This is a genomic window from Rhizobium azibense (assembly GCF_004342325.1).
In the GTDB taxonomy this organism is placed as follows: Bacteria; Pseudomonadota; Alphaproteobacteria; order Rhizobiales; family Rhizobiaceae; genus Rhizobium; species Rhizobium etli_B.
In genome coordinates, this window is sequence record NZ_SMBJ01000011.1 from 225,883 (window position 1) to 241,238 (window position 15,356).

16 protein-coding genes and 1 pseudogene are annotated in these 15,356 nt (G+C 59.1%); 6 read left to right on the forward strand and 11 right to left on the reverse strand.

The annotated features are described in order from the left end of the window. Positions 1 to 321 precede the first annotated feature (321 nt). From EV130_RS25905 to EV130_RS25920, 4 genes are all read left to right on the forward strand, one after another. Positions 322 to 1,872 carry an ATP-binding protein gene (locus EV130_RS25905; RefSeq protein ID WP_132662182.1) on the forward strand — a complete coding sequence of 517 codons (1,551 nt, stop codon included), beginning with the start codon at positions 322 to 324 and terminating at the stop codon, positions 1,870 to 1,872. 353 nt (positions 1,873 to 2,225) lie between these two features. After that, entirely contained in the window at positions 2,226 to 2,981 is a 756-nt protein-coding gene (locus EV130_RS25910) for an alpha/beta fold hydrolase (RefSeq protein WP_132662098.1), read from the forward strand. A gap of 205 nt (positions 2,982 to 3,186) precedes the next feature. After that, positions 3,187 to 3,885: a DJ-1/PfpI family protein gene (locus EV130_RS25915; protein WP_281029329.1), complete on the forward strand. Its 699-nt coding sequence runs from the start codon at positions 3,187 to 3,189 to the stop codon at positions 3,883 to 3,885. Positions 3,886 to 4,006: 121 nt separating this feature from the next. Further along, positions 4,007 to 4,306, forward strand: coding sequence for a putative quinol monooxygenase (locus EV130_RS25920; protein WP_132553606.1), 300 nt, complete (start codon positions 4,007 to 4,009; stop codon positions 4,304 to 4,306). Between the two features lie 742 nt (positions 4,307 to 5,048). Here EV130_RS25920 and EV130_RS25930 read toward each other — a convergent pair. From EV130_RS25930 to EV130_RS33520, 3 genes and pseudogenes are all read right to left on the reverse strand, one after another. Then, positions 5,049 to 5,402 carry an EF-hand domain-containing protein gene (locus EV130_RS25930; protein WP_074062259.1) on the reverse strand — a complete coding sequence of 118 codons (354 nt, stop codon included), beginning with the start codon at positions 5,400 to 5,402 and terminating at the stop codon, positions 5,049 to 5,051. Positions 5,403 to 5,419: 17 nt separating this feature from the next. Continuing rightward, positions 5,420 to 5,662 (reverse strand): hypothetical protein, encoded by a 243-nt coding sequence (locus EV130_RS25935; protein WP_132553608.1) that lies wholly within the window; start codon positions 5,660 to 5,662, stop codon positions 5,420 to 5,422. A gap of 392 nt (positions 5,663 to 6,054) precedes the next feature. Continuing rightward, positions 6,055 to 6,151 (reverse strand): annotated as a pseudogene (locus EV130_RS33520) (methyl-accepting chemotaxis protein); the annotation flags it as partial. Between the two features lie 352 nt (positions 6,152 to 6,503). Here EV130_RS33520 and EV130_RS25945 point away from each other — a divergent pair. Then, a complete protein-coding gene (locus EV130_RS25945) occupies positions 6,504 to 7,178 on the forward strand; it encodes a protein-L-isoaspartate(D-aspartate) O-methyltransferase (RefSeq protein ID WP_074062262.1) in 675 nt (224 codons plus the stop codon). 271 nt (positions 7,179 to 7,449) lie between these two features. Here the strand turns inward: EV130_RS25945 and EV130_RS25950 are convergent, their stop codons facing one another. From EV130_RS25950 to EV130_RS25975, 6 genes are all read right to left on the reverse strand, one after another. Further along, positions 7,450 to 8,385 (reverse strand): pirin family protein, encoded by a 936-nt coding sequence (locus tag EV130_RS25950; protein ID WP_132662100.1) that lies wholly within the window; start codon positions 8,383 to 8,385, stop codon positions 7,450 to 7,452. Between the two features lie 165 nt (positions 8,386 to 8,550). Then, positions 8,551 to 9,426, reverse strand: a complete 876-nt coding sequence (locus EV130_RS25955) for a LysR family transcriptional regulator (RefSeq protein WP_132553612.1) — start codon at positions 9,424 to 9,426, stop codon at positions 8,551 to 8,553. Positions 9,427 to 9,460: 34 nt separating this feature from the next. Beyond that, complete coding sequence (locus EV130_RS25960) at positions 9,461 to 10,498, reverse strand: LLM class flavin-dependent oxidoreductase (protein WP_074062264.1); 1,038 nt, start codon at positions 10,496 to 10,498, stop codon at positions 9,461 to 9,463. A 46-nt stretch (positions 10,499 to 10,544) separates the two neighbouring features. Continuing rightward, positions 10,545 to 10,790 (reverse strand): hypothetical protein, encoded by a 246-nt coding sequence (locus EV130_RS25965; protein ID WP_132662102.1) that lies wholly within the window; start codon positions 10,788 to 10,790, stop codon positions 10,545 to 10,547. Positions 10,791 to 10,841: 51 nt separating this feature from the next. After that, a complete protein-coding gene (locus EV130_RS25970; RefSeq protein WP_132662104.1) occupies positions 10,842 to 11,261 on the reverse strand; it encodes a MoaF-related domain-containing protein in 420 nt (139 codons plus the stop codon). A gap of 192 nt (positions 11,262 to 11,453) precedes the next feature. Next, positions 11,454 to 12,107 carry a hydrolase gene (locus tag EV130_RS25975; protein ID WP_132662186.1) on the reverse strand — a complete coding sequence of 218 codons (654 nt, stop codon included), beginning with the start codon at positions 12,105 to 12,107 and terminating at the stop codon, positions 11,454 to 11,456. 152 nt (positions 12,108 to 12,259) lie between these two features. On the opposite strand from EV130_RS25975, the gene EV130_RS25980 reads away from it, so the two are divergent. Next, the gene (locus EV130_RS25980; RefSeq protein WP_074062265.1) at positions 12,260 to 13,156 is read left to right on the forward strand and encodes a LysR family transcriptional regulator; all 897 of its coding nucleotides are present in this window, start codon (positions 12,260 to 12,262) and stop codon (positions 13,154 to 13,156) included. A 798-nt stretch (positions 13,157 to 13,954) separates the two neighbouring features. Here EV130_RS25980 and EV130_RS25985 read toward each other — a convergent pair. Continuing rightward, positions 13,955 to 14,350, reverse strand: a complete 396-nt coding sequence (locus EV130_RS25985; RefSeq protein ID WP_245520113.1) for a lipocalin-like domain-containing protein — start codon at positions 14,348 to 14,350, stop codon at positions 13,955 to 13,957. A gap of 148 nt (positions 14,351 to 14,498) precedes the next feature. Continuing rightward, complete coding sequence (locus tag EV130_RS25990; protein WP_132662108.1) at positions 14,499 to 15,332, reverse strand: SDR family oxidoreductase; 834 nt, start codon at positions 15,330 to 15,332, stop codon at positions 14,499 to 14,501. Positions 15,333 to 15,356: the final 24 nt, after the last annotated feature.

Consider the following 15,356-nt stretch of genomic DNA (forward strand, 5'->3'; position numbering starts at 1 on the left):
ACGAACACGGGAGGTTTGCCTCCCACCTGTGGGGGCCTGTTGGACGAACTTACCCCAGTTGCCTCATTCTTACGGGCCGCCCACCGCCCGCCGCTAAGTCTTTCCTCGACGGGACACCCGATACTTGATCTTAAAATCAATAAACAACGTCGCCGCAAAGGTCTGCTCGTCAGTGCCTCCGAAGCTTCTGCCGTGGCAAACCATCCCGCGCTAATATTTACCGGATTTTACCCCCCTTTGGGAGCGAACTCTTATAATATTGAAACTGAATATATATGGATTGACTGCCCTACGAGTGCAAAACCATTGAGGGGAACCAATATGGGATCTCACGCTGGGAACGGCTATTTCGGATTCGGACCATATCGCTTGAATCCGGCTGCAAGGGTTCTCCGGCGAGGCGACGATCTGCTTGCGATAGGCAGCCGTGCCTTCGACATCCTTGCCGCTCTCGTTCAAAATCACGGACGGGTCCTCTCTCACGGGGAGCTCATGGCATTCGCATGGCCCGGTCTCCACGTCGAAACCTCTAACATAAGAGTGCAAATGACACATCTGAGGCGCGAAATCGGCTGTGGCGAAAACGGCAATCGCTATATTGTCAGCGTGGCGGGCCGCGGCTACAGCTTCGTCGCCCCGGTCATATGGGAAGAGGCGTCCGAGCCGGAGGACAGGTATGCGTCCTTGAGCTGCCACCAGGCTTGCTGCAATGGATCTGACGGCGCAACGACTACCTCTTTTCCGCCTCGTTTGAGCCACCCTATCGGCAGAGACGAGAGTATTTCCAAACTTTCGCAGATGGTGGCTGAGCGCCGCTTCGTGACCGTTGTGGGTGCAGGAGGGGTCGGCAAGACGACTCTGGCCATCTTGGTGGCGCACGCCCTCCACATGTTCGACCATGCGTGTTTTGTCGATCTCGGCATGATCGATGATCAAACGGCCGTATTGGGAGCGGTAGCCTCGGCTCTGGAGATCCCCTTTTCAGCAAGCGATGCCATCGGCGACATCATTGGTCAGTTGTCTCCACGAAGCACCCTCGTGATCCTTGACAACTGCGAACACGTTATTGACGCCGTGGCCGAAATCGTGGGTCCGCTGCTCAGGCGGACCGCCAGTGCGCATATTCTCGCCACGAGTCGAGAAGCGTTCCGTTTGCCCGGCGAGGCCGTATATCTTCTCCGGCCACTTGGTGTTCCTGCGCACCCAGGGCGTTTGACTGCCGCTCAGGCGCTACTTTGGCCCGCGATCCAGCTTTTCGTGGAACGTGCGGTCGATAGCGGCTATCTGGAGTCGTTAGGCGACGAGGAAGCAGCGACAATAGCGGCTATTTGCCGGAGATTGGACGGCAATCCGCTGGCGATCGAACTTGTGGCGAGCCGCATGGGCCCGTACGGTCTGGATCGGGTCGCGGAGCTGTTGGACAACCAGCTCTCCTTGCGATGGAGGGGCAGTCGATACGCCAACCCGCGCCATCAAACCGCGGAAGCGATGATGGATTGGAGTTACGCTCTTTTATCCGACATGGATCAACGGGTATTCAGGCAACTGTCGGTATTCCCGGGCGAGTTCTCCGTTGATGCTGCCCTCGCAGTGATGGAAGACGATGACTTCGAGCAGGCAGATATCATCAAATCGATCGGCAATCTTATCGACAAGTCCCTCCTCTCACTTCACCCCGGAATGGGACCTGGCCACCTCAAGCTATCCGGCATCGCTAAAACCTATGCGGCGTTCAAGCTTCTTGCCTCTCGGAAGCGCGCACTCATCGAACAACGCCAGTCCTTGTACCATGATCAAGTACCTCAAGAGTGCAGCGCGAGCATGGTTGGCTCTTGGGATACCGGACAAGCGATCCAGCTGCAGGCATCTTAAACTTGCAATCTCGAGTTCGTGCAGCGATCTGCATTCGCCCGATCATCACTTGGCGAATGATCAACGCCCGAAGATTCTTCCCGTGTTCCGCGGATTTCGCAGTTGTTACCGATGCGAATGGTCTGGCACGCGCTATCGACACGACGCCCACTGGCCGTCCTGATCTCCCATTTGCGAACTTGCCCAAACGAGGTGGGGCGACGGCTCTGAAGGCGAAACCGGAATGATCCGGTCGTCTCACGTGCGTCTCACGGCATAATCGCAGGATTTAACCACAATTAATATGCGTCCGAGGCCTGATTGGATGATCATCCCCAATGTCGCCATCGAGATCAATGATCGGAGAACGTCACATGTCCCGTAATCTTGGACTTATCTTCAGCGCCCTCGTGGCGTTCGCAAGCACATCTCCCGCCGCGGTCGCGGCGGATCTCAAAGCCAAGACCGTTGTCCTTGTTCACGGCGCTTTCGCCGACGGATCGTCCTGGCAGAAGGTCATCCCGCTTTTGGAAAAGGCCGGTCTGAAAGTGATCGCTGTCCAAAATCCATTGGAGTCCCTGGAAAGCGACGTGGCCTTCACCAAACGCGCGATCCGAGATGCCGAAGGACCCGTCGTACTCGTCGGTCATTCGTGGGGCGGCGTGGTCATCACCGAAGCGGGTAATGGCCAAAAGGTCAAATCACTGGTCTACGTGGCTGCCTACGCACCTGATGCCGGCCAATCGCTGGTCGACATCGCCTCCAAGTATCCTGACCAGGAAAGCCGGAAGTCTTATGTCAAGGACGAGGATGGTTATCTCAAGATAAGCGACGGCGGTATTTCCAGGTACTTCGCGGCTGGCCTGCCTCCGGACGAGCAGAGGCTCGTTGCCGTCGTGCAGGGACGGTTCCATGTTCGCGCCACCACCACCCCCGTCAGTCATGCCGCCTGGCGTGACAAGCCGTCTTTCATGGTTGTGGCCACGGAGGATCAGATCATCGCTCCCTCGCTACAAAGGGACCAGGTGAAATCCGCGAAAGCCGAGATGCTCGAAGTGCCGTCCGGCCACGTGGCGATGCTCTCCCATCCCGAAGAGGTTGCGGATCTAATTGTGAAGGCTGCCCAATAGAGTAGCCCCCGAAGGAGTATCAACGGGCGCGCGGGGGCAAGAAGACCCCTTTTGCTGAGCCCTGAACCGCACCGGTTCAACAACATCAAATGAGGAGAGTTCCATGAGCAAGGGGAAAGTTCTTATCGTCGGGTCGAATGCCACTCGGATCGAGATTCAGCGAGGCGGCACGGGGCCGACAGGCCAATACCTCAACGAAACCGTGGTGCCGGCCATGGCGCTTGTTGACGCCGGATACGAGATCGTATTGGCAACGCCCAACGGCACCAAGCCGCACATCGATCCGGTGTCGGACGTGGCGCAGCATTTTGGCGGCGACGGAGTTGCTCACAAGCGCGGGCGCGCCTTCTTCGACGGCCATCCGGCGATGAACGATGTGAGGACATTGAGATCGGTGACCAACGAAAGGCTCGACGGCTATGCGGGTGTCTTCGTGCCCGGCGGTCAGGCGCCGGTCGTCGATCTTATGCAGGACGCCGATCTAGGAGAGATCCTGCGCCACGTCCATGCGCGCCGGAAACCCACTGCCTTCCTGTGTCACGGGCCGATCGCCGCGCTTGCCGCGCTGCCGCAGGCAAAGGAATACCGGGCCGCGCTGATTTCCGGCGACCTGGCCAAGGCGTCCGAACTGGCGAAAGGATGGCAATATGCCGGCTATAAGATGACCGTATTTTCCGCCAGTGAGGAGAAACCGATCGAACAACAGGTCCTCCACGGAAAGCTCTATTTCAACATGCCCGATGCATTGCGGACGGCGGGCGGCGACGTCACCACAACGCCTGTCGACTTCTCCCCTCATGTTGTTGAGGACCGCGAGCTTATTACAGGCCAGAACCCGCGATCGGATCATCCCCTTGCAGCGAAGCTGGTCGAGGCCCTCAGCCGGGTGGCGGTGTCGGCGTGATCTGGCGAATCCGGCATGGAGGTGCCGGCGTGCCTTCCATGCTGTTGTCCCACAGTCGCAACGTTTCGTCTCGCCCACCCAAACGAGCTGACCTTCGTGCATTCCGTCGGGAGCCTTCGGTATGACCCAATCGCCAACCAAGATCACGGCCATCCTAACTGCCCATCTCGGCAAGGCCGCCGAGTTACGAGCATTGCTTGTTGGCATGGCACCGCTTTGCAGAGCCGAACCCGGCAATCTGCGCTGGGATGTCTGGCGCGACCGGGCACATGGCGAGCGCTACGTGCTCGATGAGCTCTACCTGGATGCCGCCGCCGTCGACGCGCATCGTATGACGCCCCATTATCAGGCCTATCTGGCGACGATTCCCAAACTTGCCGAGCGAACGGCGTGGATACTGGATGCGATAGAGGTCGGATAATGGGCCACGCATGGCGTATTCAAATCCGCAGGATCTCCGCGACGTCATCCCCTAGAAACGCAGAAAGCCCTCGATCGGAGGGCTTTTTTTAGTTATTATGTTTTGGATTTTTGGTTGCGGGGGCTCACAGCCACTGCGATTGGCCGAGCGTCAAATACCAAAAGTGGCAGCGTGAGCGATCGTTGATCTTTTGCTGATCACACTACCGGACACGTTTGCACCGCATACCAGATTGAAGAGGGCAACTAAGTCGGCTTGGCGCCGCAACCGACCACTTATCGCCTCATCCCGGCTGCACCTGCTGAGTTTTTTCTGGAGAACCAACGACGTCGCCTGGCCGGAAACCGAACACAAGGGGACTTGCCGCCGCTCATCGCCAGCCCGAGCGCGGCAAGACCTAAGTCTTCGATCTGATCCACCTCGAACCACACCCTCCCGATCCATTTGCACGTTATTCCTTTAAGGCGCTGGATGTCGAGCCTCTGAACCTGCCGCAGCGCCATGTAGATAAGGCGATGCTGGTCCTGAACGGCCGCGCCGGCATCGCCTTCGTCGCCGACAATCCGGGCGACTGGATGCTTCATTGTCATCCTCGAGCCTCAGGAGAGCGGCATAATAAGCTATGTGAGGGGCCGCCCGAGGCGAGCCCGCTGGCACTCAGCGGGACGAACGCACCTTGCCGACGCTACCGCGTAGAAGCGATCGGTAACACGCTTGCCTTGGTACGCTCTTGCGTCTTGCGCTACTGCAGGGTCCCGTCGCCGCCGCGGTCGGCGGTCTTGAAGTCCGTCATCACCTTGTTTAGGAACTCGTTCTGGCTGGCCTTGCCGTCGCCGTTGGCGTCGATGGCGGCGAACTGCTGGACATTCAGAACTCGGGCAACTTCGTCGGAATTCAGACTTCCGTCCCTGTTCTTGTCCAAGCTCGCGAAAGCCGACGTCATGAAGGCCTGGTATTCGGATCGCTCGACTGCTCCGTTCTTGTTGCGGTCGAGCTGATCCATTTGGCCCTGGTTCATGGTCATCGGTTGATTCTGCGCGACGGCCGCAATGGCGGTGAAAAAACCGAATCCTGTCAGTAGGGCTACTCTTTTCATTATCCCCGCCTTTTGCATCAATTGCAGGTCAAGGCATTGCCGCCCGCAGCGCCCAGCGTGGCGCCGCCGCCAACAGCCCAGAGTTGCCCGGTGCCCGAGCCAATGGTGGCGCCGACCAGTCCGCCGACGATCGCGCCGCCGACCGTACCGGCGATGCAGCCGAACTCGCTACTGCGTCCTCCTTGCGACGTCGCAGCAGATTGGCAGCCAGACAAGGCAAGGCAGCCTATGAGAGTAATGCTTATCGTGCACTTGGTCATTTTTTCCTCCAAGTATTTCCGTTCACGTTTAAGATAGACGGCGGAGGCGCCAATGAGTGGCGTCGGACGAAGCCAGGCTTCTGAATATATCCCTCATGTGCGAGAGATTCTTCTGCTACCAGAAGCAACTCACAAACTTGCAGCGCGCGCTGAAGCTGCAAAGCTGCTGAATACTACCACTGCGCATGGGCTGAGACAACACTTGGCCGCCTGTCTCGACCCCCGATGTCCTGCCGAGGGAGATCGGATTGCTGGTTCAGAGCTCCAAGACCAGGCATAGATAAGGTGCTTTGCGGTTCCACTCCTGCCAGATCGACGCCGCGCCGGTCGGGGGCCATGCCGTGATAGGCGCCTTGCTCTCTCGGGCGGCCTGCGCCGAGCTGGGCGAGCTACGCGCAGTTCCTGGGCGACGACCGCAAAACTCTTGCTCGCCTCCCTGGATCGAGCCGTTTCGACGCCTGCGTTCAGTGCCAGCAGATTGATCTGGAAGGGCGGTCTCGTCGATAACGATTTCACTTGAGGTCTCGATCGCCTGCATCTCACAATTGATTGCGGGGGGTTCGGCCACCCCCGATTTTCATTAGTTGAACGCAAAAACGCTCCGAGTTTCTCGGAATCCTTTGTATCGTTTGTAAATTTGGTTGCGGGGCCGGATTGAACAGAGACTTGTAACTTCAAGCGTCTTACGAACCTCAGCTAGCACTTTCGGGGTTCCAAGGTCCCTTATCGAGCCGCCACCGGGCTTGCTCGCGCTGTGACGCAATTGGACTGCATTCTGCTCATTCCTGAGTTTGATCACAGAGCTATCTAGGAATAAACTGGCTAAGGAAAGCCCGTGATCATGAAACCAATGAATGAAGAGCACCTCGCGGTCCTGCGCAGGCACATGGTCGAGTTGATTGCAATTCATGTTGAGCTTGCTAGCGAAGAGGTTGGCAGGGCGGCGCTTGACGAGCGGGTGATGGCTGCGATGCAGCGTGTGCCGCGGCATCTCTTCGTGCCAGCCCCGCTTGCCGCGTATGCCTATCAGGACATGCCGCTGCCGATCGGCTTCGATAAAACCATCTCGCAGCCCTTCATCGTCGCTCTCATGACCGATCTCCTCGCTCCCCAGCCGCACGAGACAGTGCTTGAGATCGGCACCGGCCTGGGCTACCAATCCGCAATCCTCGCGGAGCTCGCAGGCCAGGTCTGGAGCGTCGAGATTGTTGAGGAGTTCGCAAGCCGCGCCGAGGCTCTGCTGGGGGGCCTGGGCTTTATTAATGTCGGCATTCGTATCGGAGACGGGTCCCGCGGCTGGCCTGAGCACGCCCCGTTCGACAAGATACTGGTCACGGTGGCGGCCGAGCGGTCGCCGCCGGCATTGCTTGAGCAGCTCAAACCCAATGGACGCCTGGTTATGCCGTTGGGATCTGAAAAAGAGCAGTTCCTGACTGTCATTGACAAAGATGCGGCAGGGCAACTCAAGATAAGCAAACTTATCCCGGTTCAGTTTGGTCTGCTCGAAACGGTTTAACGCGACGTGCGGACATCCGGCGCGACCGCACCTCTCCGATCGTACACAGAAGTCGGAATTCTGCCCGTCTGCACCTAGAAACGCAAAAAGCCCTCAATGGGAGGCCATTTTGGGATCATGTTGTGGAAGTTTGGTCGCGGGGCAGGATTTAATCTTAACTTGCGATCTCCGAGCACCCCTAACCGCTTACTTAAGCTTCTGGTTGCCAAGAACCGCATCGGTCTTTTTCGTAGCGCTGCGTAAACATGGTATCCTAATTCTGCACTCCCCATCACTCTGGAAGCGGGATGTGCTCATCCCTGTCGTCGACCGGAAGATCGAAGCGCCCTTCGCCCCAGTTCTGTGCCCGCCATTCAGTCTTGGCTTCCTCGATACGCTCCCTGGATGAGGCGACGAAGTTCCACCAGATGTAGCGTGGGCCGGAAAGTGTCGCCCCGCCTAAGATCATCAGCCGCGCGCCTTTTTCCCCGGCTGCGACCGTGATCCTGTCGCCAGCACGAAACACCATCATCTGGGGTGCTTCGAACTCCCGGCCGGCGATCGAGATCGAGCCTTCGACAATATAGATGCCCCGGTCCTCATGATTGTCCGGCATCGGCAGGCGAGCGCCTGCTTCAAGCCTAACATCAGCATAAAACGTCTCGGAAAACATGGTCGCGGGAGCAAACCTGCCATAGGCGTTCCCGAGAATGAGCCTCACAGACACACCATGATCCTCGATTACCGGTAGCGCCTCCCGACCGTGGTGCTCGAACGTCGGTTCCATTTCCTCATGGCTCTCAGGCAAGGCCAACCAGGTCTGGATCCCGAACAAGCTATTCGGGCCCGTTCGAGCCATGGCGGTCGTGCGCTCGGAGTGCGACACACCCCGCCCGGCAACCATCCAGTTCAACTCACCGGGACGGATGATCTTGTCAGCCCCGGTACTGTCGCGATGGTGGAAGTCGCCACGATAAAGATAGGTAACCGTGCCAAGCCCGATATGCGGGTGCGGACGAACATCGACGCCCTGCCCTGTCAGCAGTTCTGCCGGCCCAGCCTGGTCGAAGAAGATGAACGGACCAACCATCTGCCGCTTTGGCGCCGGCAGGGCACGTCTGACCTCAAAGCCGCCAAGGTCGCGTGACCGCGGGACGATCAAGGTCTCGATCGCATCGATGCCGACTTCGTCAGGACAGCCTGGTTCGATTGCAGGGTTCCAACTCATGCGCATTCACCTCTTCCGTTGGCGATCTCCTGTCTGCGTGGAGCGCAGGGGACGCTGCATGGTCCCAACTGACTAACGGGTGAGCGTGCCTGCGACTAGTTGCGCGGCGCGGTGAGCTGTGTCGCACAAAGCGGAACGCGCAGTCGATGTGTCAACACGCAGATCTTACAAATGCGGATTTCTTTCGAATGCTTCGATGAGGAACTCTGAGAGGATGCGGACTTTTCGCGCCGGGTGCGGGCTGGGCGGCCGCACGACGTACACCCCACCGACCGGTAGCGGAAAACGGGTCATGACCGGAACGAGCGCGCCGGACGCAAGATATTCATGGGTAACGCAATCGGGAAGCCACGCTATACCAAGCCCTGCTGCGGCCGCGCTAGCGAGTGCCGCGCCGTTGTCGGAACTGAAGCGACCCTGCGGCTGCACAGTGACGACCTTGTCGCCATCCATGAAACGCCACGCCTCGGCACCGATCAGGGCTTGATGAGCGGCGATTTCGTCCGGCTTTTCAGGTGAACCATGCATCCTGATATAGTCCGGACTCGCCACCAGCTTGCCGTAGATCTGACCAACGCGCCTTGCGATCAGGTTCGAGTCGCGCAGGGCGCCGACCCGGATTGCGCAATCAAACCCGTCCGCAATCAGATCGACGAACCGGTCGCTATACTCGGCATGGATCTGAAGCTGCGGGTGGTGGCGCGCCATCTCCGCCAAAACGGGCGCAAAATGTAGCGGGCCTGATGTGAGAGGAACGGCCACCCGCAGGCGTCCGCGAAGGTCACCGTCAGGCAATATCGTTTCCCGTGCGATGTCGATCTCGGCGCAGATCCTTGCTGCATAATCGCGAAACGTGCCCCCGGCTTCCGTGAGACCGGCGCCACGGGTCGTTCGTGCAAGAAGCTGGATGCCGAGCGCTTGCTCAAGTCGGATGAGGCGCCGACTGACCATTGACTTGGAGATACCCAAACGGCGTGCTGCGGGAGAAACGCCCCCGGCATCGGCAACTTCGACAAATGTCCGCAATTCCTCGATGTCCATATTGTGTTCCCCGTTTCGTGGCACGGCCTGGCACCTATGCCTGCCGAGCCCGCCGGACGATCGGCGCAACCTCGTTGCCCAGAAGCTCGATGGATTGCTTCATCGCTGCCGTGTCGAGAGAGGCTGTGCTCATCTGGAAGGTGATGCGCGAAACGCCGCCAAGCGTCTCGCTGGCCTGCAGCATCTTGGCTGCGACCGTCTTCGGGTCACCGATCAGAAATGCGCCCTCCGGACCTGCCATGGCGTCGAACTGCTGGCGCGTCGGCGGCGACCAGCCGCGCTCACGACCGATCTTCGAGGTAAGATGTGCCCAGCCGGGAAAGAATGCGTCATTGGCTGCAGTGTCTGTTTCTCCCACAAAGCCCATCGCGTGGACGCCCACCTTGAGCACATCGGGACTATGTCCCGCGCGGCTGCCGGCTTCGCGATAGAGATCGACAAGCGGACGGAAGCGCTCGAAGCTGCCGCCGATGATTGCGATCATCAGCGGCAGGCCAAGCGCACCGGCGCGGGCGAAGGATTGTGGCGTTCCACCTACCCCGATCCATACTGGGAGCCGTGCTTGATGAGGACGCGGGAAAACACCTTGCCCTTTGAGGGCCGGACGGAAGCGACCTTCCCATGTAATATTGGTCGCCTCGTCAAGTTTGAGAAACAGGTCAAGCTTTTCGGCAAAAAGGTCGTCATAGTCGCGCGTGTCCAGACCGAATAGCGGATAGGCTTCCACGAACGAACCTCGGCCGACAACGACTTCCGCGCGGCCTTTGGAAATCAGATCGAGAGTTGCGAATTCCTGAAAAACCCGCACCGGGTCGGCGGCGCTCAGAACGGTCACCGCACTCGTCAATCTGATCCGGCCGGTCCGGGCCGCTGCCGCAGCCAGAATGACAGCCGGCGCGGAGTCGAGAAACTCCCCGCGATGATGCTCGCCTATGCCGAAGACATCGAGCCCGACACGGTCCGCGACGACGACCTCCTCGATGAGTTCGGCCATACGCTCGGTCGCCGAAGGAAGCTTGCCTGTGGTCGGATCCGGGAGGATGGCTGCAAAACTGTCGATGCCGATTTCCATGAGAAGTCACCTGCGATTTGCGTGGAAGGCGCGGCGCCTGAGTTGCCTAGGACGTTGCCAATTGTGCCTGAAGCGTGCCTTCCTCGGGATCGAACATCGGCACGCCGCCACGAGCCGCCGTAACCGGCACCTCGTCCTGCCGTCTTCGACGCGGGAAAAGATCGATCACCACTTGCGGCACGTTTGCCCAGCCGCGGATGCGCCCGTGGATGGCGACAAAATCGCCCTCGGCAACAATCAGGCCGGGCTCATAATAAACGTCTTGCGACAGACTGGCGACGAGCGCCTGCAAGGCATCGCGCCCCTGAGGAATGCTGGGATTGTCCTGAAAGTAATCCGCAGCTTAGAGTCGCTCGACCGCCGACGCATCATGGCGCTGGAATAGGGAGGTCATCGCCTCGAGCACCAGCGCCTTGTTGCGCTCCGGACGATCGTCGGGGACGCGGTCCGCTGGCCGAGTGACGACGATGGGACCGGTCATTCGCAGAAACTTGCCATCAGGCAGCGTGGCGAACGAGTGGACCAGACCACGGTCATAGTCCTGCACATTCGTGACCGTCGCACCGTCCTTCTCCTGCCAGCTCACAGCAAAGATGCGGTTGCCAAGGGGTACGACCTGAATATCGACGGTTTCGGTCCGGGCGAATAGCCCTTCCTTGGTTTCGAACCTCAGTTGCGTGACTGAGAGTAGCGTCTGGCTGACTTTGAAGTTCGGATAGGCGACATCCATCTCCTGTCCGATGGGAAAGTGCTCCACCGACATCTTTACTTGCTTTCCTTGAGGCGATAGAGAGCCAGGCTAAGCCCGGCCCAGTCGCAAAGTGGTCATTGATTCGCGCCGGCCGCCCTGCATTCAGGCATGGGCAGCTGGCTTGTTGGGAGGGATGACGCAGTTCGATAAGCAATCAGCCTGTTCGCTGCGGACCGCTCAAGACTTTCGTCACCCCCGCCCGAATCAGCCTGCGGTGCCCGGCACCGGCGTGTTGAGCAATTGCTGCTCCCACAAATAAGCGATGCCGCTACCACCGGCATGCTGCACGACCACGTCCGTTATCTTTACGGCAGTGTCCATCCGCGCCCAATCACGCTGCCATTCAGACGCAACCGCCAGCCACGTCATCATGTTCGCGCCGGCTGCGATCATGCGGTGGATGGCGACCTCATGCGCTTCGACCGATGTGCCGCCAGATGCGTCTGTTACGACCGTTACATCCCAGCCTTCGCCGAGGGCCTGGATCGTCGGCATGGCGACGCAAACTTCAGTCCAGAGGCCGGCAATGATCAGCTGTTTGCGGCCGGTCGCCTTAACCGCGTCCACTGTCGTCTTATCTTCCCACGTGTTAATGAACGTCCGGTCGATTATCTCCTGGCCTGGGAACACATCTGCGATTTGGGGGAACAGTTTACCGCCCCGCTCGGCGATCACGGTCGTCAGGATCGTGGGGACGCCGAACGCCTTCGCTGCCTTAGCCAAACCCACGGTGTTGTTGATCACCATCATCGGTTCGTGGCTGTTCAGGTTCGCCAGTTGGTAAGGCTGATGATCGATCAGAACGAGGACGGAATCTTCGGGGCGGAGAAGGGAGTCAAGGCCGTTACGAAAGGTCATGGTTTCATCCTGTGTTGGCGGTTTATTGAAGCGCGTTTGCTCAAAAGACATGCGCCCTCCGAGGCGCTGCCGCGGACGAAACTTGTCATTCCCGTTTGTGATGCGGTAGTCCTTGCCTGTGCTAAGCTGTGTCGCAGAATGGGGAACGCCGAGTGGACATTGAGGATCTCCGGACATTCGTCGAAGTCGCTGATGCGGGAGGCGTCACCTCGGCCGCGCTGCGGCTTGGCATCTCCAAGTCGATGGTCAGCCGACGGCTTGTGCGGCTTGAAGCGGAGCTTGGTGTCCAGCTTCTAGCCCGATCCACACGCGGGGCTTCCCTGACCGAGGCCGGCGCAACCTTCCGGGACTACGCAGCCAGGGTTTCCGCCGAGATCGATGTGGCCAGGGAAACAATTGTGCCGGCCGGTGAGCTCCGCGGCCGCCTCAGGATTGCCGCGCCGCTTTCCTTCGGTCCGACGCATTTCGCAGCGGTGATTGCGCAAATGGCACATCGCCATCCTCATCTCCAGATCCAGACCTGTTACAGTGATCGCATCGTGGATCTGATCGCGGAAGGCTATGATTGTGCGATCCGCGTTGGCACACTTCAGGACTCCAGCCTGATCGCAAGACGTGTCGGTCCACTCTATGGGAGTTTCGTTGCAAGTCCGGACTACATCAAAGCCCATGGCTCTCCGGAGACACCGGACGAGCTTGTCGCCCATCAGGCTCTCATGCAGGGAACGGAAACCTGGCAAGTGATGGATGGAGACAAGGTGATAACCGTTCGCCCGCAGGGACGCTTCAAGGCCGACAACGGGGTCGCTCTCGCTGTCGCCGCAGCAGCCGGTTTGGGCATCGCCGCGCTACCTGACGACCTTATCAAAGATTATCTGGCCTCAGGCGAGTTGGTTCCGGTCATGAAACGCCATCCACCGCCCCCGATCGGGATATATGTCGTCAGACCGCCCGGGCAGCATCCTGCAAGAAAAGTTCGGGTGCTGACGGAAATGCTGATCGAGTGCTTCGACCATGGCTCGGCATTGCCGAAGACAGCTTACCCGTAGAATCGCGGCACTCGTCCCAACGACGTCCGCGATGCCTCGGCTAGCGATCAGCACCTGCATCTTGAGATCGTCAGATCATGTGGAAATCAGGGTACCGAAGAATTACCGGCGCAGTTCTCAGTGTAGACGCCGGATTCAACGCCTGATTTGGTTGCCAGTAAGAGGATCGGGTCGGAGGAAAAAGCCTCCGGCCCCTCAATCGAACGGCACCCGGCGCGTCTCTACTAAGGCTGTCGCTTACGAATGATCAACCATTTAGCCCTCCCGAGAAATGCTCGACCGATATTGAAGGCGCGCTGTAGATCTTCTTCTCCGTTCGAGCGATCCGCCGGACGTCGGAGTTCCGATTAGACTGCCTTAACAGCGATGGCACTTTCAGCGGCCGCAAGAATGGTCTCTTCTCCTGACCGAGGCCGCCAACCTAGGACTCGCTCTGCCTTGGCACTTGAGAACACGTGCTTTCGGCCGAGCAGAGGAATGACAAAGAGAGCGGGGCGATCAAAGAGAGCGGCGATCCTGAGAACGATGCCAGGGAGTGACCTCGTTGGGACTTTCTGTGCGGCTTCGCCTAGATGATTCCGCAAGGTCTCGGCGATATCGGCCATCCACTTCCAATCGTCATGATTTGAGGCGTTGAAAGCGCCAGCGCGGTTACGGCGGCTCCTGCCCTGAACATGGAACGGCGGTTGAAGACCATGGCTTTTTTCCTCCGGATAGCTCGACTTCGTTTTTGGGGCGGGGTGGAAGAGCGGACGCTCGACAAGGTCGAGACCTTGCTCAGAGGCCCGGTCCGGTGCCTCATTTGACGCGCTGCCACTCGATCCTGATTTCAGTGCCTTCCGGCCTCCGGAATTGTTCGGTCATGCGGTCACCGGTCACGACAAGCGTGAGATCATCGCGTGTTCGTACGCTGCCAACCCAGTTCGGAAACGTCGCCCCTTCAACACGGTTTCCGCTGAATTCTCCCTTCTCATCAACGGTATAGGTGCCGAAAAAGCCGATACTGCGTGACATGGCCATGCGATTTTCATCATCCGTTCCCTCACCGCGAGCGTTAGACGCAAACCGCGGGATATCGGCGTCGGTGAGAACTTCAATGAAGTGCATGTCGGGAGTGAAGACGAGAAGACCATTGGGTTTTTCTCCGTAAGCGGAGATATTTTTTCCACCGGGATCAATCGTCGCCGACACCATCCGCCAAGTGCCTGCGACTTGGTTTTCTGCGGCGGTCTGTGCAAAGGCAGACGACGAAATTCCGAGGGCAAGGGCCAATATAACCGGTCGAATGGACATGTTTTTTCCTTCCTGTTCATGAGGGCTGTGTTGCCGCCGCTACTGCGGCTCACGGATCCTGCCGGTCGGCGGAATTCGCCACTCCACGCTGCACCTCAAGAGCAGACAGGCGTGCGGAAAGCGCCTGTGAGATAGATGAATAGGCCGTGCTACCCAGCGCCAGCCGAAATGGCGGCGTCTCGCTCTCGGCGGCTGATATGATTGCGGCTACGGTGCGCGCCGCATCTCCCTTGATCTCGAAGCTGCCCTCGGTAATCGCCCGGCGAACGGCCCCGGCAGGGGTTTCGTCGTAGACATCCATCGGTGTCGCACGGACGAGATTGGCTCCGAAATTCGTGCCGGTCGGTCCCGGCTCGGCGATGATGAAGTCGATACCGAAAGGCGCCACTTCCTGTGCGACGGCTTCGACGAAGCCCTCGATGCCCCACTTGGTTGCGTGATAGAGACTGAAGCCCGGATAGGCGATCTGCCCTCCTTCGGACGAGACCTGGACGATCCGCCCGCCGCCTTGCCCTCGAAGAATGGGCAGTGCGGCACGGATCAGATGGATGGATCCAGTAAGGTTGGTGGCGATCTGCCGATCGATCTCTTCATTCGTGAGCTCTTCCGCAGCACCGAACAGGCCATAGCCCGCGTTGCTGACGATCACGTCTATCCGGCCGTGCCGTTGGAATGAGTCTTTAACGGCCGAGGCGATGCTCTCCTGCTCGACGAGATCGAGCTGAACGATATCAAGACGATCGCGGTATTCCTGCGCAAGTTTCGTCAGTGCGCCGGCACGGCGGATCGTTGCGACCACCTTGTGTCCCTGGGTGAGCAGTTGTTGCGTCATCTCGAGACCAAGCCCCGACGAAGCGCCGGTGATGAACCAAGTCTTTGGCATGTGAACACCTGTTTTGTTCATCTC